General features: G+C 60.8%; 28 protein-coding genes and 1 pseudogene. 18 read left to right on the forward strand and 11 right to left on the reverse strand.

Features of this window, described 5'->3' with window-relative positions; genetic code table 11:
* Positions 1-15 precede the first annotated feature (15 nt).
* The 3 genes from BBX50_RS06160 to BBX50_RS29665 all read left to right on the forward strand — a co-directional run bounded on the left by BBX50_RS06160 (position 16) and on the right by BBX50_RS29665 (position 2,330).
* Complete coding sequence (locus BBX50_RS06160) at positions 16-1,491, forward strand: phage tail tube protein (protein ID WP_065774438.1); 1,476 nt, start codon at positions 16-18, stop codon at positions 1,489-1,491.
* Between the two features lie 96 nt (positions 1,492-1,587).
* Positions 1,588-2,007, forward strand: coding sequence for a hypothetical protein (locus tag BBX50_RS06165; RefSeq protein ID WP_065774439.1), 420 nt, complete (start codon positions 1,588-1,590; stop codon positions 2,005-2,007).
* Positions 1,923-2,330, forward strand: coding sequence for a hypothetical protein (locus BBX50_RS29665; RefSeq protein ID WP_139108371.1), 408 nt, complete (start codon positions 1,923-1,925; stop codon positions 2,328-2,330). The genes BBX50_RS06165 and BBX50_RS29665 overlap by 85 nt, the downstream gene beginning before the upstream one ends.
* On the opposite strand, the gene BBX50_RS06170 is transcribed toward BBX50_RS29665, so the two are convergent.
* Positions 2,327-2,752: a hypothetical protein gene (locus BBX50_RS06170; protein WP_065774440.1), complete on the reverse strand. Its 426-nt coding sequence runs from the start codon at positions 2,750-2,752 to the stop codon at positions 2,327-2,329. The two genes, BBX50_RS29665 and BBX50_RS06170, sit on opposite strands and share 4 nt — an antisense overlap.
* A gap of 46 nt (positions 2,753-2,798) precedes the next feature.
* On the opposite strand from BBX50_RS06170, the gene BBX50_RS06175 reads away from it, so the two are divergent.
* The 8 genes and pseudogenes from BBX50_RS06175 to BBX50_RS06210 all read left to right on the forward strand — a co-directional run.
* Positions 2,799-4,874 carry a phage tail length tape measure family protein gene (locus BBX50_RS06175; protein WP_083213558.1) on the forward strand — a complete coding sequence of 692 codons (2,076 nt, stop codon included), beginning with the start codon at positions 2,799-2,801 and terminating at the stop codon, positions 4,872-4,874.
* A gap of 2 nt (positions 4,875-4,876) precedes the next feature.
* Positions 4,877-5,530, forward strand: coding sequence for a hypothetical protein (locus BBX50_RS06180; protein WP_065774442.1), 654 nt, complete (start codon positions 4,877-4,879; stop codon positions 5,528-5,530).
* Between the two features lie 11 nt (positions 5,531-5,541).
* Positions 5,542-6,219 (forward strand): hypothetical protein, encoded by a 678-nt coding sequence (locus BBX50_RS06185; RefSeq protein ID WP_065774443.1) that lies wholly within the window; start codon positions 5,542-5,544, stop codon positions 6,217-6,219.
* The gene (locus BBX50_RS06190; RefSeq protein WP_065774444.1) at positions 6,216-6,632 is read left to right on the forward strand and encodes a hypothetical protein; all 417 of its coding nucleotides are present in this window, start codon (positions 6,216-6,218) and stop codon (positions 6,630-6,632) included. Before BBX50_RS06185 ends, BBX50_RS06190 begins: the two co-directional genes overlap by 4 nt.
* A gap of 6 nt (positions 6,633-6,638) precedes the next feature.
* Positions 6,639-9,287, forward strand: a complete 2,649-nt coding sequence (locus tag BBX50_RS06195) for a phage tail protein (protein WP_065774445.1) — start codon at positions 6,639-6,641, stop codon at positions 9,285-9,287.
* On the forward strand, positions 9,287-10,825 hold the full coding sequence (locus BBX50_RS06200) for a hypothetical protein (protein WP_065774446.1): 1,539 nt from the start codon (positions 9,287-9,289) through the stop codon (positions 10,823-10,825). The genes BBX50_RS06195 and BBX50_RS06200 overlap by 1 nt, the downstream gene beginning before the upstream one ends.
* An 8-nt stretch (positions 10,826-10,833) precedes the next feature.
* Positions 10,834-11,844, forward strand: coding sequence for a hypothetical protein (locus BBX50_RS06205; RefSeq protein WP_065774447.1), 1,011 nt, complete (start codon positions 10,834-10,836; stop codon positions 11,842-11,844).
* Between the two features lie 278 nt (positions 11,845-12,122).
* Positions 12,123-12,434, forward strand: a pseudogene (locus tag BBX50_RS06210) (hypothetical protein); the annotation flags it as partial.
* A gap of 283 nt (positions 12,435-12,717) precedes the next feature.
* On the opposite strand, the gene BBX50_RS06215 reads toward BBX50_RS06210, so the two are convergent.
* Positions 12,718-13,044 carry a hypothetical protein gene (locus BBX50_RS06215; RefSeq protein ID WP_065791981.1) on the reverse strand — a complete coding sequence of 109 codons (327 nt, stop codon included), beginning with the start codon at positions 13,042-13,044 and terminating at the stop codon, positions 12,718-12,720.
* A gap of 87 nt (positions 13,045-13,131) precedes the next feature.
* On the opposite strand from BBX50_RS06215, the gene BBX50_RS06220 reads away from it, so the two are divergent.
* From BBX50_RS06220 to BBX50_RS06235, 4 genes are all read left to right on the forward strand, one after another.
* Positions 13,132-13,656, forward strand: a complete 525-nt coding sequence (locus BBX50_RS06220) for an N-acetylmuramoyl-L-alanine amidase (protein WP_065774449.1) — start codon at positions 13,132-13,134, stop codon at positions 13,654-13,656.
* A 27-nt stretch (positions 13,657-13,683) separates the two neighbouring features.
* A complete protein-coding gene (locus BBX50_RS06225; protein ID WP_065774450.1) occupies positions 13,684-14,001 on the forward strand; it encodes a cell wall anchor protein in 318 nt (105 codons plus the stop codon).
* A gap of 4 nt (positions 14,002-14,005) precedes the next feature.
* On the forward strand, positions 14,006-14,356 hold the full coding sequence (locus BBX50_RS06230; RefSeq protein WP_065774451.1) for a hypothetical protein: 351 nt from the start codon (positions 14,006-14,008) through the stop codon (positions 14,354-14,356).
* Positions 14,357-14,431: 75 nt separating this feature from the next.
* The gene (locus BBX50_RS06235; protein ID WP_065774507.1) at positions 14,432-14,806 is read left to right on the forward strand and encodes a DUF1515 family protein; all 375 of its coding nucleotides are present in this window, start codon (positions 14,432-14,434) and stop codon (positions 14,804-14,806) included.
* A gap of 85 nt (positions 14,807-14,891) precedes the next feature.
* On the opposite strand, the gene BBX50_RS30420 is transcribed toward BBX50_RS06235, so the two are convergent.
* A complete protein-coding gene (locus tag BBX50_RS30420) occupies positions 14,892-15,194 on the reverse strand; it encodes a hypothetical protein (RefSeq protein ID WP_065774452.1) in 303 nt (100 codons plus the stop codon).
* A gap of 487 nt (positions 15,195-15,681) precedes the next feature.
* Positions 15,682-16,149, reverse strand: coding sequence for a thermonuclease family protein (locus BBX50_RS06245; protein ID WP_065774453.1), 468 nt, complete (start codon positions 16,147-16,149; stop codon positions 15,682-15,684).
* 790 nt (positions 16,150-16,939) lie between these two features.
* Between BBX50_RS06245 and ligD the strand changes: the two genes are divergently transcribed.
* The gene (ligD, locus tag BBX50_RS06250; protein WP_065774454.1) at positions 16,940-17,926 is read left to right on the forward strand and encodes a non-homologous end-joining DNA ligase; all 987 of its coding nucleotides are present in this window, start codon (positions 16,940-16,942) and stop codon (positions 17,924-17,926) included.
* 6 nt (positions 17,927-17,932) lie between these two features.
* Here the strand turns inward: ligD and BBX50_RS06255 are convergent, their stop codons facing one another.
* Positions 17,933-19,513 (reverse strand): AAA family ATPase, encoded by a 1,581-nt coding sequence (locus tag BBX50_RS06255; RefSeq protein WP_065774455.1) that lies wholly within the window; start codon positions 19,511-19,513, stop codon positions 17,933-17,935.
* Between the two features lie 301 nt (positions 19,514-19,814).
* Positions 19,815-20,054: a LysR substrate-binding domain-containing protein gene (locus BBX50_RS06260; RefSeq protein ID WP_065774456.1), complete on the reverse strand. Its 240-nt coding sequence runs from the start codon at positions 20,052-20,054 to the stop codon at positions 19,815-19,817.
* Between the two features lie 207 nt (positions 20,055-20,261).
* Between BBX50_RS06260 and BBX50_RS06265 the strand changes: the two genes are divergently transcribed.
* A complete protein-coding gene (locus BBX50_RS06265) occupies positions 20,262-21,308 on the forward strand; it encodes an acyltransferase (protein ID WP_065774457.1) in 1,047 nt (348 codons plus the stop codon).
* Positions 21,309-21,664: 356 nt separating this feature from the next.
* Positions 21,665-21,886 (forward strand): hypothetical protein, encoded by a 222-nt coding sequence (locus BBX50_RS06270; protein WP_065774458.1) that lies wholly within the window; start codon positions 21,665-21,667, stop codon positions 21,884-21,886.
* Positions 21,887-21,990: 104 nt separating this feature from the next.
* On the opposite strand, the gene BBX50_RS06275 is transcribed toward BBX50_RS06270, so the two are convergent.
* The 5 genes from BBX50_RS06275 to BBX50_RS06295 form a co-directional block, all read right to left on the reverse strand.
* Entirely contained in the window at positions 21,991-23,238 is a 1,248-nt protein-coding gene (locus BBX50_RS06275) for a glycosyltransferase family 2 protein (RefSeq protein ID WP_065774459.1), read from the reverse strand.
* Between the two features lie 525 nt (positions 23,239-23,763).
* A complete protein-coding gene (locus BBX50_RS06280; protein ID WP_065774460.1) occupies positions 23,764-24,150 on the reverse strand; it encodes a DUF930 domain-containing protein in 387 nt (128 codons plus the stop codon).
* A 105-nt stretch (positions 24,151-24,255) separates the two neighbouring features.
* Entirely contained in the window at positions 24,256-24,717 is a 462-nt protein-coding gene (locus tag BBX50_RS06285; RefSeq protein ID WP_065774461.1) for a YbaK/EbsC family protein, read from the reverse strand.
* Positions 24,718-24,807: 90 nt separating this feature from the next.
* Positions 24,808-24,996, reverse strand: coding sequence for a hypothetical protein (locus tag BBX50_RS06290; RefSeq protein ID WP_065774462.1), 189 nt, complete (start codon positions 24,994-24,996; stop codon positions 24,808-24,810).
* Positions 24,997-25,142: 146 nt separating this feature from the next.
* Complete coding sequence (locus BBX50_RS06295; RefSeq protein ID WP_065774463.1) at positions 25,143-25,397, reverse strand: GlsB/YeaQ/YmgE family stress response membrane protein; 255 nt, start codon at positions 25,395-25,397, stop codon at positions 25,143-25,145.
* Between the last annotated feature and the right edge of the window lie 150 nt (positions 25,398-25,547).

Genomic DNA, 25,547 nt, shown 5'->3' on the forward strand with positions numbered 1-25,547 from the left:
CCACGGAGAAAACCTATGGCTGGTTCCGATACGAACCGGGTGCGGATGACCGTCACCCGCGAAACCACGCGCGGCGAAACGCCCGCCAATCCCCGCATGCGCGCCCATCGCTTTACCGGCGAGGCTTTGCAGTTTCAGCCTGTCTTCACCAACTCCGAAGAGATCCGTGACGATCGCATGGATTCCGATCCGGTGAAGGTGAACGAGACCAATCAGGGCACGATCAACGGGGAGCTTTCCTACCCGGTCGACGGATCGCCGCTTTCGCTGTTCATTGAAAGCGTTTTTGCCAATACCTGGGCGAACACGCCACAGCGGGACAATGACGGCACGGCGGATAGTGTGATCACCGGCGTTTCTGCGGCGACCGGTGTGATTACCGTCCTCGTCGGCCCGGCCTTCGTGGTCGGTCATCTGGTGCGGCTGACAGGGTTCGCTCAGGCCGGAAACAACGGGCTTTTCAAGATCGCCACGGGGTCGGCGACCGTTCCGGCAGTCGGCGCCGCTCTGTTGACGGACGAGGCGGCGCCGGCAGCTGCGGCGCGCATGAAGGTGGTCGGTTTCGAGGGTATTGCTGGCGATATCACGGCGGCTGCCGATGGCCTTGCGTCGACGGCGCTTGATTTCACGACGCTCGGTCTCGCGGTGGGCCAGTGGGTGAAGATTGGCGGCTCCGGGGCCGGTTATCGGTTCGGCGCAGAAGCTTTGAACGGCTGGGCACGTATCGTCGGGATCGCCGCAGCCAAGCTGACGCTCGACAACCTGCCGACCGGATGGGCTGCGGATGCGGGCGCCGGCAAGACGCTGCGCGTGTTCTTCGGCGACCGGATCAAGAACGGCGTGACGCAGTTCGCTCAGACCATCGAGCGCGGTTGGATGGGGCAGACAGTTCCGACCTACATCATCCAGCGCGGCATGGAGGTGGGGCAGATCGAGTTCAGCTTCGAGAGTGAGCAGATCGCCCGCTATGTGCTGACGTTGAACGGTCTGACCGGCGAACTCGCGACGGCCTCGCTCGACGCCACGCCGGAGCCGGTCACACAGAACCGCGTGATGGCGGCGGCGGTCAACGTTGGCCGTATCGCCGAAAACGGGGTGCCGGTCGGCGGGCCGAACTTCGTTCGTACACTCGGCATCACGCTCAACAACAATCAGCGCATGCTGAACGCGATACGCAGCGACGAAAAAGTCGGCGCGGTCGATATCGGCATGGGTAGCGCGACGGTGACGGTCTCGATGGAGACCTTTTTCGGTTCGAAGGTTCTGCTGGAGAAGCTGTTCAATTCGGTCCCGACCAACATTAATGCCCGTATCGCCAAGGACAACCAGGCGCTGGTCTACGGTGTGCCCCGCATCACCTTCACCGAGGGTTCGGTCTCTGCCGGTGGCAAGAACCAGGATACTATGCTTCCGCTGACAGCGACCGCCTCAAAGGACGCGCTGACCGAAGCGCACCTCCTGCTCGACCGCTTCGAATACTACCAGGCTTGACGAGGTTCCCGCCGACCACGGGAACGAAACTGATGCGCATCACGGCGAGGCGGCGTGTCGGCGCCGCCTCGCCTCCTTCCGACAAGGGATTTGATAATGACTGTAAAACTTGCATCCCTGCGCGCTGATCTGGAGCGCGAGGTGGTTGGCGACTGGATCGATTATCCGCCACTGCCGGGCGTTGCCTTCAATGTGCGTTCTCTCCGAGCGCCGAGCTACGTGACTAAGCGCGACCTTGTGCTGCAACGGCTCGCACGGACCTACGGCAATGAAACGCCTCCGGCAGATGTCGCGGCGCGGGAGACCGGCGCGCTCTATTGCGCAGAGGTGCTGAATGGGTGGCGCGGCCTCGATGTCGAATATTCGCCATCGGTCGCGCTCGAAATCCTGACGGACCCGGCCTATCGATATGTCACCGAGGCGGTGGAGTGGTGCGCCAGCCAGATTGCGCGCATGAACATCGAATTTACGGAGATGACCGTAAAAAAGTCCGAGCCAGCTTTCGCTGGCGGCTGACACAGGAAGGCCAGTCCGAGTGGCTGCGGAAGCTGGCACACGACAACCCCGGCGAGGCCGACTTTATAGAAGTACCGGAGCAGCCCGCCGATGCGAAAATCGAACCATGGCACGGCCTCTATTTCCGGGCATGGGAGGCACTGCGCTTTGATCGTTTCTATGGCGCGTTCGGCGGCGAAGGGCCGATTTCCTACACGGCGATCAGCCGGTACGCCGCCGACCATGGCATTGGCGGCGATCACTTCGGTGATTTCCTGACCTTCCTTCAGGCGATCGATGCGGAGTGGTTAGACTGGCGTTCGGAGAAGGAAAAGCGGCCCTAGAACATCTCCTTGGTGCCGTCTGAATAGACGACGCCCGTTACACAGGCGACGGCCCCCACGTGCTTGGGCTTGACGCTTCGAAGTCTTGGAAAGGTTCGCGCATCGAACCACGTTGTTGCTCCTACCTTCGGAATAATGACTTCGTCTGGGTCGATCTCCGTCGAGCCGATTGCGGCGCCTAACTCGTCCGAGAAGTATACTCGCCCACGCGTCAGCGAGATGATCTTTCCGTTGATGCTGTCTACCGTAACGGTGGCTGCAAAACTTTCGCTGGCGGGGGCCGAGATGCTCCATCGCACCACTTTAAGCACATCTCGCGAGCCTTCAGGGCATGTCATCGCTGCGGTAGATCCGCTAGCGGACAGCAAAACTCCGACCGCAACGCAGGCTGCGATTTTCACAGCGGCAATTCTCAAGTTCATCCCAGTTCCCCAAATATCACGACAACCTTAAATAGGTGGATAGGTCATGACGGTAGCTCTTCGATCTCTGAGAGTCGATGCGCAGATGGACACCCGGCAGTATCTGACGGGCATGAACCAGAAGATTGCCGCGGACAAGGCGGGCGCGGCATCGAGCAACGAGGTCGGGGCGGCGCTTGCCCGCACCGATGCGCAGGCCGGCACGTCCGGTGGCGCCCTCGCGATGCTCTCGCGCATGTACATTGACGGTTACAAGAATGCGGCGGGGTTCGAACAGGCGGTTTCAAGGCTTGGTAGGGCGATCGACAAGGGCGCCGTGCCAATGGACCGCGTCGACACGATCCTGACCGGGATCTATCGTCGATACGGCCTGGTTGCCAACGGCGCGGATCTCGCCGCTGCGGGACAGCACCAGCTTGCGGCTGCGGCGACAGTCGTTCATGCGAAGTTGGCGGCCGAAGAGGCTGCGTTGGATTCCGCCGCGCTCGCGCACCGCCGGCTTGCGATGGCGGCGAACGATAATGGAGTTGGGCAACGTCAACTAGCGTTCCAGCTGAACGATGTCTTCCAGTCCTGGGCATTGGGCATGCCGATCATCCAGATCCTACTTCAGCAGGGTCCACAGATCGCGCAGATCTACGGCCCGGGCGAAGGCGGCATCGGCCGCGCGTTCCGCGAAACCGCGACGATGGCGACGAGCTTGATCGCGCGTCTTTGGCCGTTGGCGGCGGCCGCAGCCGGTGTCTACGGCGCCTATGAAATTCTGACGCGGAACTCCGCAGCTGCAGCCTACGAAGTCGGGAGCCTGACGCGGGCGCTTGCGGAGCAGGCGGTTTCCGCCGGCTCCGTCACAAGCATGATTTCCGAGCTGACGAGTATCCAGACGACCTACGACCGTGCGCTTTCGGCCACCGCCGGGACGCATGGCGCAATGACGGCGACGATCCTCGCCAATACGGAAAAAGAGTTCAATGCGAAGAAGAGCCTGCTGGAAATCCAGCTTCGTTATCAGCAGGCACTTCTCGACAGCCAGCGTGCCGACATACGGCGGACCGGACATGAACTGAAAAAGGAGATCGCGCAGTCCGTTTTCCCTAACATGGGGGAGGTCGAGCGGGGAGGCTTCTACGACCCTAAAGTGGGGAATCTTGTTCGTCTCCCCGACGAAATCACCGCACTACGAAAGACGCAGGAGATTATTGATGCCAGCCCAATCTCCCTCGAGCTCAAGAAGATGCAGGCGGAACTGGCCCTCAACGAAGTCGCCGCCCTCCGGCTGCAAGACGCCCTCAAGCTGACCTTCAACGCCGCCGGTTCCGACGCGAGGGCGGCCGGATTGACCGTGAGGCAAGCTGCTGTCGAAAGCCGCGACGCCTGGGATGGTTTGCGAAAGCCGCTGGGCACCGTCTCCGAACAGCTGAAGCTCGTTACGCAACAGGCAGACGAACATGCTCGGATGGTTCGTGACACTGCCGGCGGAGCCATCCGCGATTTCTTTTCGACGATCGAGCGCGGCGGCAAGGCGTGGGAGGCTTTCGGGGACGCGGGCATGGGTGTGCTCGATCGGCTGACCGACAAACTGCTGAATGACGCTCTTGATGCGATTGGGCAGGTCAATGGAGCGTTGGGCAGCGGCGGAGGCTCGGGCGGCATTCTTGCCGCGCTCTTCGGTGGTGGCCGTTCGCAGTGGGGCATCGCCTCGGGAGGTGGTTTGGGTCTCTACGCCAATGGCGGCGTCTTCGGCCGTACGGGACTGACCGCGTTCGCCAAGGGCGGCGCCTTCACCAACCAGATTGTCGATCGCCCGACGCTCTTTCCTTTTGCGAAGGGCACGGGGTTGATGGGAGAGGCCGGGCCGGAAGCGATTATGCCATTGCGGCGGGATGCGACCGGACGGCTGGGAGTTTTGGCCGCAGTCGGTCGCCCGACAAATCAGGGCGGCGTCGTGCGCTTCGAATTTCACAGCAAGATCTCGGTCTCCGGCAACGGAGACAAGGAGCTGATGGAGCGTATGAGGCTCGCGACCGAACAGCAGATGCAGGCGGGCTTCGACGAGTTTTCGCGGGCGGTATTACCCGGCCGCGTCAGCGAGATCAACAACGACCCTTATGCGGTGGGCTGACTATGGCACTCGTTTTTCCTCGGCCGGTCGCGGAGTTTGCCGACAAGCTCCGGCTGTCCTCGGTGAAATTCTGGCTGGATGGGCAGGAGGAATTTTCGGGGCTCGGCTCCGGTGAATTCCTGGCCGCCGACCTTGGTCCGAAGATCTGGAAGGCGGATGTCACGATCACGGAGTTGCGCCACGCCGATGCCTCCGAGGTGCAGGCGTTGATCGAGAGCATGGATGGTTCGATCGGCACGTTCTATCTCTACGACATCCGCAAGCAGTATCCGCGGCTCGATCGCGGTGGCGTCACCTTGGGGGCCGCCAATCCGGTGATCGCCTCAATCGGTGCAAACCGGAAATCACTGTCAGTTTCGGGGTTGCCTGCCGGATACGTGCTTTCGGTCGGCGACCTCTTCCATTTCGACTACGGCAGCAATCCCGCGCGCCGCGCGTTTCATCGCGTCGCGGAAGTCGCCACCGCGAACGGTAGCGGCATCACGAACCCCTTCGAAATCCGCCCTCACCTGAAGGCGGGTGCGGCGGTCGGGCAGGCGATCAAGCTGGTCAAGCCCGCGCCCAAGATGAAGATCATTCCCGGCTCATTCGATCCGGGGACCGGCGAAAACGTCTTTACATCAGGCATGCGCTTTCAGGCGCAGCAGACCCTCTAAGGAAATCAGACGTGGTCAGAGCAGTAGACGGCGCAACGTCTGCCTATGTGCAGGCGCGCCAAGGAGTAATCCCGCGCAGCTTCGTCTGGATTACGGCCAAGAACCGCACCACGGGTGCGCCGGAATCGATCGGGTTCTGGAATGGCGAGGATACGGTCGACGTAACCGTGATGTCCGGCGAGACGGGCTTGCCGGTCACGCGCACCTACCACGCCTGGGGCTCGCTCCTGAGCGTCGGCCAGATCAAGCGGTCGCCGGAAATTGCCGTGCGCACGGTGCAGCTCGTGCTCAGCCAGGTGAGCGCCGCCGTGCAACAGGCGTTTCGCGGCTACAACACTCGGCTGGCGCCAATCGAGATCCATCGTGGTTTCCTCGATCTCGACACGCACGAGCTTATCGCGCCGCCGGTCATCCAGCACTTCGGCTTCATCAACAAGGCGCCGATCAAAACGCCGGCCAAGGGTGGCGAAGGCGGGATTGCCGTCGATGTCGTTTCGCATGCCCGCGTGCTTACCCGCACCAACCCGGCGAAAAAGTCGGACGAAAGCCAGAAGCGCCGGAGCGGGGATCGTTTCCGCCGATATGGCGGCGTCGCCGGCCAATGGGAATTCTGGTGGGGCGAGCACAAGGGTACGCTGACGCCGCCGCCGGCATCCAGCAATCAGGAACAGTTCAGGGGCGGCCAATGAAGCGGTTCGACGACTGGTATCCGCGGCTTGCCGCCTATGTCTCGAGCGTGCGCCGTTTGCCCTTCGAATACGGTCGACACGACTGCGCGCTGTTTGCGGCCGGGGCGGTCGCGGCGATGACGGGCATCGACCCGGCCGCAAAGCTCCGCGGCAAGTATTCGACGCTTGCGGGCGGGCTCAAGAAGCTCCGTCGTCTGGGGTTCGACAATCACGCCGACTTCGCAGCATCGATCCTGCCCGAAGTGATCGAGGGTCCGGCCTTCGCCCAGATCGGCGACATCGCCGCCTTCGACCTCGGCGGCGCCTGGTCGCTCGGGCTCGTGCAGGGCTCCCGCATCTTCGTCACGCAACCGGATAGCGCCGGCCTCGGCTCTGTCGACCTTCTCACGGCGTCTCGCCTCTTCCGGGTCTGATCCTTCATGCGTCTTTCCGTTCTGCTGCTGGCGGGCTGGTTCCTGCTGGCAACGACCTCCCATGCCTATGCCGATCCGGTTTCGGCGATCGTCGGCATCATCAGCGCAGTCGCCAAGATCGGCACGATCGGGCAGCTCGTTCTTGGTGTTGCGCTCAAGGCTGGTATGTCGCTGCTGGCGCGTGCGCGCTCGAAGCGAGAGGAACAGCGCCCGGCTGGCGTCAAGGGCTCGATGACGGTCGGTGGCGACAATCCGATGTCGTTCATCATCGGCACCTACGCCACGGCCGGCCAGCTTGAGTATGTCAACTCCTACGGTCAGGCCGGCAAGACGCCGAATGCCTACCTCGTGCAGGTGGTTTCGCTCTCCGATCTGCCGATTGCCGGCATGTCCAGCACCGTCTGGATCAACGGCGAGAAATGCACGATCGACTGGAACGCCGCACCCACGGATGCGGGCTATCCGGTGCTGCAGTATCGCCAAAGCGGCAAGGATCACCTCTGGGTGCGTTTCCGCGACGGCACGCAGACGGCTGTCGATCCGTACCTGTTGACCACGTTCGGGATCGACGCCACGCGGCCGTGGCTCGCAGATATGATCGGCCGCGGCGTCGCCTATGCGATCATTACCGCGCGCGTCAACCGCGAAGTCATGACCAGTCCGCCGCGCTGCAAGTTCGTGCTGCAGGGCATCAAGCTCTATGACATCCGCAAGGATACGACAGCCGGCGGCTCGGGCTCGCATCGGTGGAGCGATCCGGCGACCTGGGAATGGAGCGACAACACGAAGGTCGCCCAGTACAACCTTCTGCGCGGCCTTTCCTACAACGGCGAATGGTTCTACGGCGGGCAGAACCTTGCAGCGTTCCAGTTGCCGGCGTCCAATTGGATGGCGGCAATGAACGAGTGCGACCGTCAGGTGGCGATTGCTGCCGGCGGCACGGAAAGGCAGTTCCGCTGCGGCGCCGAAATCGCGCTGAACTATCAGCCGATCGAGGCGATCAAGGAGCTGGACAAGAGCTGCAATGGCCGCACCGCCGCGCTTGGCGGCATCTACAAGACGATCTGCGGCATGCCGGGCTTGCCTGTCTATTCGTTCACTGACGAGGATATCGTCATCACGAGCGAACAGCAGCAGGATCCGTTTCCGGCACATGAGCAGACCTATAACGGCGCGCATGCCAGCTATCCGGAGCCGGCTGAAGACTGGACCACGAAGGACGCCCCGCCGCGCTACAATGCGGCCTATGAGGCGGCCGACGACGGCCAGCGCCTGATTGCAGACCTCTCCTATCCGATGGTGCCCTATGGCACGCAGGTGCAGCGGCTGATGTATGCGGCGATCGCGGAAGAGCGCCGTTTCATTCGCCACACCGGCACATTGCCGCCGGAAGCCTGGCTGCTGGAACCGCTCGACCCGATCGAGTGGACCTCGGCGCGCAACGGGTACGATGGCAAAGCCTTCCTCATGGGCGACATGGACGATTTGCCGGGCGTCAACCAGGTGGTGGCTTTCCGTGAGATCGACCCGGCCGATTACAGCTGGTCGTCGGACAAGGAGTTGCCAGTCTCGATCGGGCCGACCGGGCCGATCGTGCCGCCGCCGCAGCCGATGACGGGATGGGCCGTTTCCCCCGCGGAGGTTCCGGATGCGACCGGCGCGGCTCGGCGTCCAGGTATCAAGATTGCCTGCTCCGCCGATCTCGACGATGTCGCCCGTATTCATGTCACGGTTCGGGTGAAGGCGACCGGTATCGTCGTGTTCGATAGCGACCAGACGCCTTATCCGCGGCCGGGTACAGGAGCGAGCTACGAATGGGTGCTGTCGGGCGCCTGGTGCCTGCCGGTCAGCCTTTATCAGGCGCAGGGGCGATACGTGCCGTTCTCAACGCGCGAAACGGAAGCCTCCGCGTGGCTCGATGTGCTGACGCCGAACATCCTGATCACCGATGTTTCGGTCGGCCTCGGGCAAACCCGCGAAGACGTGCTCAATCGGTTCAAGGATCTCCAGAAGGAACTCTCGGATTCGATCGATCGGATGGACACGAAGATGCTGGAGTTTTCGCTGGCGAACGCGATTGGGCAGCGCCAGCGCCTGACGCTGCGAGCGGAGCTCGGCAACGCGCTCGCGCGCATCGACGAGGAACGCCGGGTGCGCGTCACAACCGAGGAGGCGTTGGCGCAGTCGGTCCTTGTCATGCAAGCGAGTCTCAACACGACCAACGCGCGCCTTGCGCAGGAGGAAATCACGCGGGCAACGGAGACCGCCGCCCTCAGCCAGAGCACGCTCACGATCAGCGCAGAACTCAAGGACCGCTTCGCTGGCGGCATGGTCAAGTTCAGCGCGGCGGCGGATCAGTCGGGCGTCAATGTGCGCTACGCGATGGTGGCTCGCGCCAATATCGCCGACGCCTACAAGGAGGTCGGCCAGTACCTCGAAATCTACACCGTCAACGGCGTGCTCAAGTCACGTTCGGCGACGATCGCCGATCAGTGGGTGGTCTCGGACGGCACGACGCGGAACTATCCGATGGTTTACGAGGGCGGTGTGCTCGAGCTCAACATTGCGAACATCGGCACCGTTTACGCCGGCACGATCAATTTTGGCGGCGGCAAGGTGATCCTCGACGCCAACGGCTTTGCGGTCAATCACTGATGGTTAGAACCTTCTTCGGCCTCGATACGACCGGCTATCCCTGCATCAAGATGACCAACGATGCAGACGATCCGCGCACCACGCCTGACAGCGAGCGCTGGAAGTTCCGCTACAACAGCAAGTTCTCTATCCAGGCGAACTTCGCGGATATGGAGTTGTGCAACGTCATATCCCGCCCCGGCCTGAACGACAGCGCGGTCTACAACTACCACCCCGCCGGCTCGAATTCGGGCAACTACCAGAGATGCGAGGGCTCGGGCAGCGGCCTAAGCGAGTGGTTCTATCGAAACTCCGCGTTCCCGACGTTGCGCTACAACGTCCCGCTTTTTGACTGGAAGACGAAGAAGGGCGGCGGCAGCAACCGCTATAACCAGCAGATGGTCGCCTGGGCCGACAGCGGTGCCTACTATCGCGGCCAGGGCGGCTACTACGCCGTTGGAAACTGGGCTCAAGTTGGTTGGGTGCAAGGCTTCACAGGGACGGTCAGCCAGTACGGCTCGATGGCGTTCGGCGCTCTGACCAGGCTCTATGCCAACGACACGATTGACGGGTTCAACAAGTTCCTGTCACGCGACAAGCGGCTGAACGTCTGGAACCTGCCGGGCAACAGCGATCCGATCGATGAAGCCCCGCCGTTGCCTCCGAACGGCAGCAGGATCATTCAGGTCAGCCCGAACTTCGTGGGGGCCAGCAAGCCGGGCTATGACGTTCGGACAGCAACAGTTCGGGAGCTTGCGTTCTCCAATAATCGCCTTCCGGTAAAGGTGATCAAGGCGGCCGACATCGCGCTTCCGGCTGGCGTCAGTTTCTACGAGACCGGCATTGCGCTTCCCGACATGGTCGCGCTTGATGTGCACTTTTACACGGGCTCGGTGATCCACTACCCGTCGTCGCCGGTCGATCTCGATTTCGGTGCTGAGTACTGGTTCGACGGCACCAAGATCTACTTCGACGCCACACAGGCAATGCGCGCTCGGTTCTACCTCTACCTTGAGGACAACAGCGCGCCCACCGGTGGCTCCTTCATGGTGTTCCGGCAGTTCATCGAGAACGGTGTGAAGGTCACTCAGTTCCTTCGTCCTGGCGCGGCCAACCCGCCTTCATGGGCAGACATCATCATCGATAGCCGGTGGCCGCAGGTGCAGATCCTGAAAGAGGGCTACTTCGACGTCGCGGAGGGCAACGACCTCATGGTTGATATCCCCTTCGACGGAACCGGGATGTTCCCCATGGTGAAGTACATCACGACCCACGGCGGCGGCTCCTATCAGACGCTCGGCTTCACGGTCTCTGGAACCTGGAACGCGATGTACCGGCTGCCGTTCGTGAAGCGGCTCAAATACATCTACGGCGGCAATCAGTATCACGCGGGCGAAAGCACCTATTGCGAACTGACAGCCAACAACGTCCGGTTCCATACCTTCAGGGGCAACGTCGGCGATTACTACAATCGGGGTGACAGCCCCGGAAACTGGCGCACTTCCGGCGCCTATCCGCCCATCGGCATCCGCTACTACATCTTCGGCATCCCGGCTTAGGAGCAGCCATGACCATCCCCCACACCAGCGGCACGATAACGCTTACGCAAAACTCGGCGATCATTGCCGGCACAGACACCAACTGGCAGACGGCAGGCGTTTCTGGCGGCATCATCTATCCCGAAGCACCGGGCGGAAACCCGCTGCCGATTTGGAGCATCGATAGCGACACGCAGGCGGTCGCTGCGACGAAGTGGAAAGGGGCGAGCGGCACCTATCCCTACGCCTTGGTGAAGGACACCGCCTACCTGAAAACAGTCGACGCCATTCATACCAAGCTGCTTGAAGTCAGCCTCGATCTCGATCGGCCGTCCATCGCTGCGCTTGCGGCGATCGCCTCTCAGATGGCGGCGGGCAAAGTGCCGCGCGGGCTCAGCGCCAATGCTATGGAGTGGTTCACCGTCACGGACGCGGCAAAGGCGCTGCTCAATCTGGCTGGGAACGCTGCGGCCGACAAGCTGCCCTATCTTTCCGACGTGGGCGCGGCGGCGCTCACAGGCCTGACCGCATTGGCCCGCAATCTGCTCAACGATCCCGACCAGGCGACAATGCGAGGGACTATCGGGGCACAAGCCGCGCTCGGTTTTACGCCGGTGCAGCAAGGTGGGGGCGTGGGGCAGACGGGGAACAAACTCTACATCGGCTGGAACGGAACCAGTGCTTTGAAGGCGACGGTCGATGCCTTCGATCTTGGCAGGGTCTGGACCGATAGCGCAGTTTTGTGGAATGCGGCGAGCGCCGGTTACTACAAATTCCCAAACGGCTTCATGCTGCAGTGGGGCTATGAACCTACTGGGTCGGGGGACTTTCGCAAAGTATTCCCAGTCGCCTTCACCACAACCTGCTTCGCAGCAGTTGCGACCATGGCCTCATCTGATCTGCCGACAACAACGGCCGTAACCGTGTCGACAAGCAACGTGGATAAGTTCGGGTTCGACATCCGAGCAAGAGCCGTCAATTCAGGCGGAGCGGTGGGCGGCGCTGGTCAAGGCGCGCTTTGGATCTCGGTAGGATACTAACAATGAGAAAATTTGCGGAGTTCAACGACGGTTTCCCGGCGGCGTTTTACAATGAGGGCATCCACGGCCCGAAGAAACGCCCGGTTTACAGCGAGCCCGACGAGGAGACGGGAGAACGCGAGGTGATTGGCGACGAGCCCAATCCCGATTGCAAGATCCCGGCCGGCGCGATCGAGATCACCGACGAGCAGTGGATGGAATTCATCTCCAATACCGGCCGCCGCAAATGGGACGGCACGGCAGTCGTGCCATACTATCCACCGGCGCCACCAGTCACCCAGGCCGACTACTCCGCCGCGATCCAGGCGCATCTCGACGCCAAAGCCCGCGAGCGCCAGTATGACGGCATCCACACGGCGATCGGCTACCGGGACGATCCGAACCCGAACTTTGCGGCCGAGGCAACCGCGCTGTTTGCATGGCGCTCGGCCGTCTGGACGTTCTCCTCGGCCGAGCTGGCGAAGGTGATGGCGGGAGAGCGGCCGCAGCCGACCGTCGCCGAGTTCATGGGCGAGCTTGAGGCGGCTTGCCCCTTCGTTTGGCCGATGGAGCGGGCGGCGATGCTCGGAGGGGAATTGCCGTCCGAGTAGGCGCTCAGATCGCTCGCGTCACCACCTGAGCCGCGACCGATACCAGCAATGCCGCCAGTGCGACGGCCGTTCCAAATCGCGCGATCTTCATTCGGCGCCCGCGAGCGCCATCCCAATCATAGCCCATCATGTTCCCCCAGCCGGCATCATGCCGTGCCTTGGATGGTGGCCTGTTTTCCTAACGAAGAGGTAAATGCACTGGCTCGGGAAACTCTTCCCGTCGCTCTCGAATGTTCGGGGATGATTCCCGCCCGGTGTATGCCGGGCGGCAGATCACTTCGAGTTAACGGCAGGTAATGTCACCGGTGTAAGCCCATCTGGTGCAGGTGACCTGTTGCGGCTGGGGCTGAACGGTTATGCGTGGCTGTGCCGCGGCCATATCCTCGCGCGCGCTTGCACGTTGACGCCGGGCGATCTCACCCTCGGTTTCAGTCTTGATGCACCAGCCAAACTCGCCTGACTTCTCTGTAACGCCCTGGGCGTAGCAGCGCTGTTTGATGACTTCGGCAAGCTGCTTGCGCTGGGTGAAGCTCATTTCCTCGACGGTCTGTGTTTGACAGCCGGCCAGAAACGCCGCGGCCATGACCGCGGACAGTATGCGTATTTTCATGAAAGCCCCCACAACTGACAGGGCAATCAACCAGATCGCCGGCAAGTTGTCGAGCTGGCAAGGTTCACTCTCAACAAGGACATCGCTATGACCTACCGCCTACCGCTGGAATGGCTCCAGCCGGTGAAGATGTCGCGCATCATCGCGCACTGGAGCGCCGGCGCCTATCGAGCTTCTGAGCTCGACAAGGAGCACTATCACTTCATCGTCGAGGGATCCGGCAATGTGGTCCGCGGTGATCACACGATTGCGGACAACGTGAACACGACCGACGACGATTATGCGGGCCATACGCGCCGCTGCAACACCGGATCGATCGGCGTTTCACTCGCCTGCATGGCCGGCGCAGTCGAAAGCCCGTTCCACGCCGGCAAGTTCCCGATGACGGAAACACAGTGGCACCGCGCCATGGACGTCATCGCGCACCTGGCCGAGTTCTACAAGATCCCGGTCACTCCGAAGACGATCGTTTCCCATGCTGAGGTTCAGCCGAACCTGGGCATCCAGCAAGCCGGGAAGTGGGATTTCACCCGCCTTCCGTTCGCGCCGAACGTCATCGGCGCCAAAGCATGCGGCGACAAGATGCGCGCCGAAGTCAAAGAACGTCTCTAACCACCTCCAACATCGAAGGAAAATCACATGCGCTTTCTGCTTCTGGCAGCGGCGGCCTTTGTGCTGTCCGCTTGCACCTCGACGACCTCAATCGACACTGCGATTCAGAAGAACCTTCCGCAGGTTTGCTCTGCCGCGGCAACGGCGCACTCAGCGTTCGTGATCGTCGCCAGCACCGGCAACGTCAAACCCAAGACGGTCGCGAAGGAGGCGGCAGCCTGGGCGGCTCTGGAAATCGTCTGCAAGGATCCGGGCAGTGTCACCGCCGCAACCGCGCTCGTGAAGGCTGCCGAGGCCTATGCCGCAATCACGCTCGCGATGCGCGAAGCCAAGGCGGTGGAGTAAGCTGATGGACGCAAAGCAGGCCCTCGAAGAGAAAATCGCTCTGGCAGTCATCGGCGCGGTCCGAGACCCGGCCGTCCCGGCTGATGCCGCGGCGGCCCGCCCAATCATCAACGCCGTTTCGGAGAAGATCGCGCCGGCAATCGTTCATGCGACGAACAACGAACCGATCTGGCAAAGCCGGGTGACGATCGGCGCGGTGGCCGGCCTGATCGGCGGCACCTATGGCCTTGTCCTTGACTTCCTCGATGGCACGTTGCCGACGGCTGAAAGCCTGACGGCTCAGGTCGTCGTGATCGCGGGTGCCGCGCTCACCCTTTACGGGCGCTGGGCGGCGAAGAAGCCGCTCGGCGATTAAGCCTTAATGGCCGCCCCGGTAATTCGGGGCGGCCTTCTTTTTCGAGAGGACGAGCGACACGAGGGGAAGCAGTTCATGGCACCAGCAGACATTGATGCGGCAGTGCATCGCCAGCTTGGCGAACTGGCGGCGGGGATGCGAGCCCTGCAAGATTCCATGCGCCGGATAGAAGAGGGCGCCGATCGCGCGGAAGACAAGGCGGCGGAAAGTCGCGCGGCAGTCCATCGCCGAATGGACGAGCTTGTTGGCCGGGTTGGCCACCTCGAGACTTCGACCGCGACGATCGTTGCCGATGTGGCGGAGATGAAGCCGGTAACCGATGACGTGCGTCGGTGGAAGTTGATGGGAATCGGCGCGCTCGGCGTCACCGGCATTGCGGCGATGGCGCTCGGCGTGAGCTTCGCCGAGGCTATCAGGCGGGTCGTGTTTGCTCTGGTCGGGAAAGGCTGAAAAAATGGCCCCGGACGCATGCGCGATCGGGGCCTCCCAGGATGTGTTGCAACGGGCTCCACCTCAGGGACGGAACAATGGAGCCCTAGCCTCGATCCGCAGGGGTGTGGACCATAGGCGAATCCAAACCGTCATCTACCGGAGAGGTGAGCGCTTCCACATTTTGCCATGGCCGGGTTGCGACCGGCTCGTCTAGATATGTCAGGTATTTGAGAGCGACGTCCTCGCGGACGCCGCTTAGGTAAAGATCGATAAGTCGTTTTGCGATCGGTTCCGCCGCCTTGCATTGCCGCGTCAAACCACGCTCGCGCAGGACTTCTTTGAAGACGTTCTCGATCTGATTCATTTCGCGAGGGAGAATTGCCATCGTTCTGGGCAGGGAATGCATGAGCGACCTCCTTTCCCGGGAGCACCGCGAAGTTCCCGGAGCCCCGGAGTTCGAAAATCGAGTTTGAAGAGATAAATAATATCGGCTCACCAATGCGACAAGATAACCAAAATGGGTGAGGTCGCTGTCGTTGACGGCACGCCAAGGTGCGTCGGGCGGCTTCCCTAAAGCCCTCGAAGAAATGGCCCCGTCCGGGGATGATGAGGCCATGAGGCACTTATCGGCTCCATATCCGGAGGGGACAATGAAGGTGTCACTCTGGGGGGTCAGGGTTCCACAACACTTGAAACGCCGATACCATGATTGGGTTCCCGCCTCGGTAAAAAATTGGCCCCGAAAGCGACTCAGGGGCCATTGAGAGGGGTGTGTAGTGCATCGGGGGCTGGCGATTCCAGCGCCCGATCTATCAACGGCCGCAACCTCAAAGAGGTTCCAAGTCGCTCATTTTTTATAAGCATTCGCCTGGCCAGCTTGCGCCAAAGCTACCTCAACAACTCGGCTCTTGTTTCAGCCGTTTCGCGCGGACCTGGCATGGCAGATCAAATCTACCGCGCCAGATACCGACGCCACGTGAGCGGGCCGAATACTGCTCGGTGGTATAGGCGCCATTGCTGTACCTCTTCCAATCCAACGCATAGCCGTTCTCCACCAGCCAACGGTTGACCTCTTTGCCGTCGGCGCGGAAGCAGACGCTCACGAAACGTTTGTACCGATCGCGTTCGACGACGTCGCAGCGGGTAGGGCGTGAAGCGGCGAGAAACCTGTCGAGCGCGGACGCGGCCTCCTTGCCACAGCGATAGGTACCGCCGTCCCCGTCCTCGCATCGCTGCGAACTCTCTGGCGCGTCGATACCGTGCAACCGGATCCGTTCACCTCTGATTTCGATCGTGTCGCCGTCAATGACGGATGCGCGACCCATGATCGAGTTTTCAGCGGCGGCCGTCGAAGCTGACATCAGCCCACAGACTATCGCTACGATCCATTTTCTATTCACACCGCTCACCGCTTCAGCTTGCCGATCTTGATTTTGTTGCCGCTCTTGTTGCTGCATTTCGTGCAGCGCATCCGCGGCGCCAGCGCCACGATCGATTGCGTCCTCCCGAACCGGCGCACCAAAGAGTGCCGATCGAGGTGTTTCTCACGGCCACAGCGTTTGCAGCAGCAGAATAGCTCGTACCACTCCGGGAGGTTTGCGAAGGTAACTTCCTCAGGTCGCCCGGCCGGCGCTGCACTGCCGGCCGGTTCCTTCGGGAGGGCAGCGGTTCCTCAGGGAAAGGGTGGGTGTACTGAAGTTGGCACCGATCGCGAACCGCGTTCTTTGTCTTCGTGCAGCCGTTTGCTTCCGCAATCTTCGGCAATAGTCCCGGCATGCATTGGTCGCCGATGCGATCGAGCAGAGCTTTCGCGTCGTACTGCTTCTTGAGCCCGCATTCACACTGAACGCAGACCTTGAACACCAGCTCAGACAGCCACCAGGCGCCGCCCCTAGGCATTTGCCTTCTTCCACTCTGGCCGATGCTCGGAGCAGAACCAGTTTGGCGCCGCCCTGCCGACGGCGAAGCCGAACCCACCCCACTTACTACATCCTGGATGCTCGCACAGATGGACAACAGGCCCGCTCTGTGTCTGCTTTGACGCGCCGGTTTCGTCGCTCATAGAGGTCTCCTGCTGTTTTGTTCTTACTATGTTCTCATGAAGACGGGAGTCAATGAGACGTTTTCGCGGAGTTGTGCGTTAAATGCGGAATGGCTAAAGCAGCGAAAACAAAACCGCCTCCATTGCCGCCGGCAGATCCGATGCCGCGGCGCGTTGAGCCATGCGTCGCAACCCTCGTCGACAAGCCGCCGAAAGGTCCGGAATGGGCCTTTGAAGTGAAATGGGACGGTTATCGTCTCGCGATCCATGTGGAGCCGGGAGAGGTGAGGGCGATCACACGCGGCGGCTATGACTGGACGAAGAAGTTCGGGCCGATCGTCGCCGAGGCGCGCGAGCTCGGGCATGCTTCCATGATCGTAGATGGGGAGGCGGTCGTTCTGGACGATCAGGGCCGTTCGGACTTCGGCCTGCTGCAGCGCGCACTTGGCAAGAAGCCCAGTTCGCACGACACTAGCGAAATCCTCTTCTATGCCTTCGATCTTCTCTACCTGGACGGCCACGATTTGCGCGCATTGCCGCTGTCAGAGCGGCGCCGGCTGCTTGAGCCGATCGTCGCCGGCAGAACCGGAGCGATTCGCTTCTCGCAAGAGGTGCCTGCCGATGGCGCCGAGTTCTTCCAGGTCGCGTGCGAAATGGGCCTCGAAGGCATCATCGCCAAGCGACGGGACGCGCCATATCGGATCGGGCGCCGTCCGGAATGGCTCAAGATTAAATGCGTGCGCCGCGACACCTTCGTGATCGTCGGTTTCGAGCCGTCGACCGTACCTGGTGCGATCGGCCGGTTGCTGCTGGCGGCAAAGGACGCGAAGGGCCTCACCTATGTTGGTGGCGTCGGAACCGGCTGGACCTATGAGATGTCCGTCGAGCTGCGAAAATTTCTGCAGGAACGGGTAACATTGACGCCGGCGGTGAAGTTGTCGCGGAAAGGTGCGGTTTTTACCGAGCCGGTGTTGGTCGCAGACATCGAGTATCGGGCCTGGACGGAAGACAAGAAGCTGCGGCATCCGTCGTTCAAGGGCGTGAAGAAGCGAACCAGCAAGGCACAGGTCTATGAAATCAAGCGACCGCCAGAATAGATCCCTTCAACCTAGGACGTCTTGTTTCAGTGTCTGATATGTGTGCGTGCCGGGTTTGATGAGCGGCGCCAGCGCGTTTCTCGCAAACGACATTTGGTCGTTGCCTTGTCCGCGCAAACCGAGCCGCCTTATTAGTATCTTATAGATGTCATTCGCTGCCGCCTTGATATCATCGGTGGGGCGTCCCCGTATTTCGGCGGCGTGTTTTGCGCCATCACATTCCTGCTGAATGGCGTCATATTCGTCGCCTTTACCGTGGGTTTCGCAAAGGATTTTGATGATCTCCGGATCATAGAGGAATGCCTCGATGTGACGGCGGCTCAAAACACGGATGCCCTCCTTGGAGAAGTCAGATACGTCCGCGTCAGAATGATCGTCTCGATCGATGACCCTACGGACGGAGACGCCGGCAGCGATCTTCGGGATCATTGCCGCAAATCTCATTCGGTCGCCCACCACTTCTTTGGAGCTGCCGGCCGAAATGAAAATTACGTCGGGGTACTCGTTTCCGAAGATTGTCGCATAGCAGCGAGCGTCATGCTCCGAGTTGGCTCCAGGTGTGGGGACGACGGGGTTTCCTTCGCAGATGACAACTTCACGGGGAGCTACAAGGTCGGCAAGATCATCCAGCGCAACACGCAGGACGTTTTCCCAGAACTGCCGCGTTGGTGCGACTGGCTGCATCACAACTGGAGTGTCAAAGTCGTGCCCATTAAAATCCAGAAACACAACATCATTGGGATTCTGGGTGTAGAGGTCTCGCGCTTTGCGCATCATTCCAATCGAATGAGTCGCAATCCAAAGCTGTGAGTTGTCCGGAATCAAATCGACAAGCTCGCCCAAAAGAGGGCCTTGAAGCTTTGTACTGATGTGTGCTTCCGGTTCGTCGATGGCGAAAACCGTGTCGGTAAATGCTCGGCGCTTCACAATCAGATCAAGGATGAGGTCGAAAGCCGCTTTCTCGCCGCCAGATAGGTTCTCGTAAAGGAAGCCTCGTTGTGATCCCTTGGTGAACGTGAAGGTGCCTGCTGCAAGAGGGTTCCCCAAGGTGTTTAGAGTGAGATCAGGAAAGAGCCGTTGGACAGCGCTGCCGAGTTCGCCCACGACCTTGTTTCTAAAATCGCCCACAGTGGTCGAGGGATCTTCTTTCGAAAAAACGTCCTCGAACGCGTCGGAAGCTAAGCGGGCATAGTTGCTCGACACCGCTGCGTCACCTTGAATCATGCGACTAAATCGCTGCTCTTTCGTGACGTCGCCTTGTCGGAACAGTTGGCTGAGGGTGAAATCTGGCTCATTGCGATAGGCCGTGCGGAGATAAAACGAAATCGGGCTCATCGGCCTATCTTCGTGGAACTCGGCCTTGACCGCGTTCATATGTGTGTTCTTGCTGTCCTGGCGGAGGTGGTAGCTCGGGTGCCACTCTATACCCACCTGGTGTTGGCGCAGCAGGGAGAATGCATCGAACACCGAGGACTTTCCAACGCCGTTAGCTCCGGCAAGGACAACAAGTTTCGCGGGTGGGAGGTTCTTGATTGTGAGATCTTCGAAGCGTCGAAACTCATGCATTCGCAGCGACTTGATCTTCATGCATTCCCCCCCCAAATGAAAAAATACCCTTGTATTAGGGTGTAATTTGGGGTTGCGCCAGCGTGCATAGCATGAGCGCTCCGTGCGGCTGGACACTGTTGAGGAAAAACATAACGAAATGGCTGAGCACATCAGTGTCCAGCCTTTCCGTAAGTTATTGATTTTGCCCAATTCAGGTGGCCCGCCTCCGGGCACCATTTTTCTTCTCGAAGATTTGGTTTCCAAGAACGTTTGAAGTGCCAGTGGCGCCGTGCGTTCAGCCTCAACACAACGCTGCTTGCGTGCGGCTGCGGTCCATCCCTCAATACGTCGTCCATTCCTGCACCAGCATCTTGCGGAAGCGGATCGCGGCCGGTGAAAGCCGTCCGCCGCGGCGCTCGACCAGGCCGATCATGCGGCTGACGGTGGGGGCGGTAAGCGGCACGGTGGCGATGAGCGGGTGTTCGACCTGGGGTGTCGCGAGCCGCGGCATAACGGAGATACCGAGGCCCGCCTCGACGTGTCCAAGCGAGGTCGAGAGGTGGCTTGTTGCCACACGCACGTGGCCTTTCGCATTAAGGCGCCATGACGACGTGCCTCAAGCGACCCTCCCAAAGGTCGCGCCTTGGCGCACAGTGTTTCCGGGTGGCTGCGCGAGGTCGCGCAGGACTGGATCGACGGTGCCTCTTCACAAGCGGATGGAAGCGGCGTAATCTTAAAGGATATACTTAAGTAGAGATTATTTAAATAAATCTGGCGGGACATTGAAATGACTGCGACGGGAGTGCGCGGCGGCAGGCGGGAGCAAATTGACGGGCTTCGCGTGATCGCCATGACCGGGGTCCTCTATGTTCATTACTGGAACGAACACCCCACACTGGAATCGGTTCGCGTTTCGCTGTTCTTCATCATCAGCGGCTTCCTGATCGGCATCATACTGCTGTCGGCGAAAGACAGCCGGGCGACGATCAACGTCACCAATTTCTATGTCCGGCGCTCTCTCAGGCTGCTTCCGGCCCTGTTCCTGATGCTCATCGTGGCCACGCTGTTCAATATGGACGGCATCCGGCAAAGTCTGGCGTGGCATACGTTTCAAATGTCCAGCCTGTACTTCGCCATGACCGAAGGCTGGAAGCCTTGGGTTGCCGCGCATCTCTGGAGCCTCAATATCGTCGAGCAGTTCTATCTTACGGCCCCGCTCATCATCATCTTCCTGAGCAGGCGCCATATATTTGTTGCCTATTGCATCATCTTCACGATGTCTGTCGTCGCCCGGACACATCACGCCGAGCTCGGTCTCTTCGCCTGGTCAAACATCGTTTTCGCGTTTGACCCGGTGGCAGCGGGGGCGCTGCTTGCCCTGGTGAAGGACAATGCCGACGTTCGGGCGGTGCTGACGAGCAAGATCAACAACCTGGTATCGATCGCAATCATCGCTTCGCCATTCGCGATCGGTGTCGAGTTTGGCCACTCGGAGACTTACAAGCTGCTCTGCATCTATGCGCTTTCGTCGATCGTCCTGAGTTCCTACAACGGCTACAAGGGTGTACCGGCGCATCTTCTTGCCAATTCGGTCACACGTTTCTTGAGCCGGATAAGTTACGCCATCTATGTGTATCACATGGCGCTTTGGTGGCTCGTCGCGGGCCAGTGGCCGGAGCTTTACCAGACGGGGCCAGTCACGTTCTTCGTCATGAGCACGGTGACCGTCGCCGTTGCGACCGTCTCCTGGCATCTGATCGAGAAGCACTTCGACGCGCTCAAGACAGCATTCCCGGTGACCCAGCCGGTGCCGCTTGCGGCGGAGCGGGCTTGAGCGGCAGTAGCGCGGTCGCGCATGCAACGTCTGACAAGCGCACGCCGGATCTGCGCAATTTTTTTTGCATCAGGAAGCCGCTGAGTGAATTTGCCGTCGCGCACTATGCTCCGCCTATTGCGGACGCAAAGGCTGTCTGAAGGCGGACCCGGCAGACCACTCGCCTGCGACCCGCCCATTGACCCTCAAACCTAACGCGCACGAGATCCTGCCGCTGTCACCTGCGTTACAGGCGTGTCGCAACATCTGCCTATTCTGCCGCCCGGGAGGACCTGAGCGGCGCAGTGCATCGCCGCGAAATCGAAAGCCACGACCCTTCGGAAAACGGGGCGTGGTTGGGTCAACGAGGATCAGACATGCGTATACTTGCGAAACTCTCTGTGGCGGCCTTGGTGACGGCAGCGGTCGCCGCGGGTAGCGTTGCTCCTGCATTTGCCGGCGGCAGCTACTACAAGGGCGTATCGACAACGCCCATCAACGAAGGCCATAAAAGCGAGAAGTACAATCCCAAGGCCAAGGGCGTGAACCGTCCGCCACCGCGAAACGGTGCCTACTACAAGGGCATCATGCGCAAATAGGTGCTGCATCCCGGGGGAGATGCGCGACTGAAGTGTTTTGGCCAACCCCGGGGACGACGTCACATCTGAGAGCAAGCCAGGGCGCCGATGGCGCCCTTTTCACTTCAGATCAAGACGTGGCCGAGAATATCGCCTTCACTGATCACCAGGTTCGGCAGATGCCCCGTGCGAAGGTAGTGCTTGCGGTCGCTGTCGGCAGTGATGAACACAGCGGTGCGCGCGATCTCCTCCGGCGTCAGCTCAGTCGTCCCGGGTACGACGGCGATTTCCGAGCGCAAGCCCAGGTCCCGCAACAGCTCCTCGATCGCGCTATGGTCCTCTACGCCGTGCAGCACGAGCCGATCGATTTCCGCGACCGCGTTGGTGCGCCACATCACCGTTTGCAGCGCGACCATAAGCGGCAGCACGCCTCTTGTCCGTTGCAGCTCGGGATGGTGTTCAAAGCCGGCAAGCATCAGCCGGGTGTAGAGCTCGTAGGCGCGGATGTAGTCCTTTTTCATGATCCACATGCGCAAGGCGACGGTCATGCGCACCATGGTGAAGTCCTTCACCTGCGCGTCGAGGTACAACCGGCGATCGGGTGTCAGCCGCACCGCGCCGCGCTTGGCGCCCGAATAGAGAAAGTACTCAAGGCCGCCGCGATAGCTGTCCCAAGCGGTCAACACGTCGGCGTGGCCGGCCTGCGGCCGGTCACGGGCAATCTTGGAGCGGATGACCTGCCGATAGAACGGCTTTGACAGGAAGGCGACCGCGCCCTGGTCCAGGAAGTGAGCGAGATAGGCGAAGGCCCAGTAGGCGAAATTGCGCGGTACCCAGGCGGAACGTAGCGCCGCGCTCCGGTAGATGCCGATTTCCGGGAACACGTGGCGCTCGACCAGAAAGTCGAAGACGGTTTCGAAATCCCGCTTCTTGAATCTCGTGTCCTTCACTACGCTGTAGAACGGCGGGTCGTCGCGTTCCGCGACCTCGTCATGGGCGTACCAGGGCGCGTAACAGGCGGTGACCTCCGGATTGAGGTCCAGGTAGCGGATTGCCTCACGCATGCCGTCGTTGATGAGGATGTCGTCGTCGGCCAGGTAGAGCACGTATTCGCCGGTTGCCCGGCTGAAGGCGCTGACAACGTTGGCACTGGACCCGTAGTTCTCCGCCTGCCGCAGGTAGCGGATCGGCAGTCCTTGCGCGATGAAGCGCTCGACCACATCGCCTGTGTCATCGGTGGACGCGTTGTCGGAGATGATGATCTCGTATTTGTAGGAGAACTGGTAGAGGTCGACGAAGTAGCCGAGCGCCTTTTCGAGAAAGGCGGCGCGGTTATAGGTTGGAATGCAGATGCTCAGCTTAACCTGGCTCACTCGCCTCTCCATGGTCAGTCGTCACGGGCGGCTTCCAGTGCTGTGGACTTGCCGTTTTGCCTGCTTCGTCGGACCGTGGGGTCTGTGAAAAGGCGCAACGGGACCGCGCTTGGGAAGCACTCCCAGTGCGTCCGTTATTCCGTTTCGATCTTGTGTGAGCCTTGTCTTGGACAAGCGGCAGCATGTTGCCGCCTGCGCTGGATCGTGATGGCCAGATCGGGACGGCAGGTAGCGCCGTTAGTATTTTGTTAACCATGTTGGCGCAGGCTGGCTGGTCACTGCAGCAGCGTTTCTGCCCATTCGAATGCGCTGCTGCCCCGGAGCCGCGAAATGCACACATTCTTGCGAGGGAGCCGAGTAAGGATGCACCACATGGCAGAGCACATGATGAAGCTGCTGATGAGCATCATGGCCGCGCTTTCGCTCGGCTCGCTGCTGTTCCTGGTGGCTATTCTCTAGCTAGGACGCCGCTCTGGCGGCAGTCTGGATTCGGGCGACAATTCTTGTGCCTGCCGTGGTGGGTCGTCAGGGATAGAGATAGAATTCATCCCAGTTCTCGTGCGGCACAAGTTCGCCGATCTTGTATTCAAAAGACAGGATATCGAGGTGCTCCGCGTCCGTGCGGCACTTGAACTTCAGCTTGTACCATTCCCCTTTGCTGCGAAACACTGCGCCCGGCGCCTTCATCTTGTCCTCGGCAATGACCGGGTCGCCGAACGTGTAGGCGATCACCTTGTCTGGCTTGAAGCTCGACTTGTCGGCGCTGATGCGCTCCATCGCCTCGGTGTCGCAGCGCTGTTCCAGGCGCGTCTGCGGATCGAGCTTTTCGAACTGGCGCACCAGAGCCTGATCCATCGCCAATGCCGGGGAAAATGTGGCGGCGAAGACGAGCGGGTACGCGATTGTCTTCATGCTCGACGGACTCCTGCCATGAAAAAGAACCATACCCCGGCAAATCACTTCCGGGACTGGCCTGCGGTTTCAGTTAAGCATTGTGGCCATTCCAAGGCGCAGGGATCACGCTTCAGAAACGTCGATCCATTCCGCACCTGTCAGCTCGACGATCCGGCTGGGGCTGATATGCACGGCCGCATTGGTGGCGCCGGCCGCCGGAACAACGATGTCGTAGGCTTTCAGCGACAGGTCGCAATAGATGCTGTGCGGCTTGGCAAGCCCGAAAGGGCAGACGCCGCCAACCGGATGCCCGGTCTCGGCTTCCACCTCGTCGAAGCCGAGCATACGCGCCTTGGTGCCGAAGCGGGCCTTGTATTTCTTGTTGTCGAGCCGGGCGTCGCCACGCGTAACGATCAGGATCACGTCGTCGCCGACACGCAGCGCCAGCGTCTTGGCGATCTGCGCCGGTTCGACACCGTGGCCTTCGGCCGCAAGCGCGACCGTCGCGGTGCTCTGGCGAAGCTCGATGACGTCGATGTCGGGGGCGTGCTGCGAAAAGAAGTCTTTGACGGAAGCAAGGCTCATGGCGAAAGGGTCACATTATTGGAGCTGTGGCGATCGGTGCCGAGGCGCGAAGGGTAATTTGATCGCTCCCGCATCGGGCGCGCAAATCTCTCAATCGTCGTTTGAGGCGTCAAGGTCCTCTGGACGTCGGCCTTCCTGTTGCGGCGGAAGGTAGCCATGGCTGGTGAACCAGCTCTCGAGGATGGTGGTGATCGCCTGATCCCGCGTCTGTACGCCCGGATGATCCGTCATGAATGACTTGAGCGCGGTCTCGATCTTGTCGGTGTAAAGTGCGTTCACGTTCGCCTCCGTCTGCCGATCTACAATGTCCGGCTCATTGGTTCGCACAGCAGATCACAGTGCCCCGCCGCCCGTCGCGCGTCCAGACGAAATGGCACGCAGCGCGATCGCTGGCGCGAAAGGTAGCGGACGCTGGGCGACCTGGATCAGGCCTGTTTGACGATGCGGATCAGCACCAGAAGGATGACGGCGCCGATTGTGGCGTGCAGGATCGCGGAAAGAATGCCGCTGCCGAGACTGATGCCGATCGCCGGGAAGAGGAAGCCGGCGATAAAGGCGCCGATGATGCCGACGACCATGTTGCCGATGAGGCCGAAGCCGAACCCCTTGACGATCAGACCGGCCAACCAGCCTGCGATCGCACCGACAATCAGGAATACGAGGATGCTTTCGATACCCATGAGTGATTCCCTTTCCGTTGGACCTTCAAGGGAAAGATAGATCAGGATCTCAAATCAGATAGGGGGCAATTTCATCGCGCGACGATTTTTTTGTGCGGACCGTAAGACTGGCGTGGCGACGGCGCCGCCACGCTGTAGGGCTTTTCTGCG

It is taken from the genome of Ensifer sp. LC11 (assembly GCF_001695835.1).
Taxonomy (GTDB): Bacteria; Pseudomonadota; Alphaproteobacteria; order Rhizobiales; family Rhizobiaceae; genus Ensifer.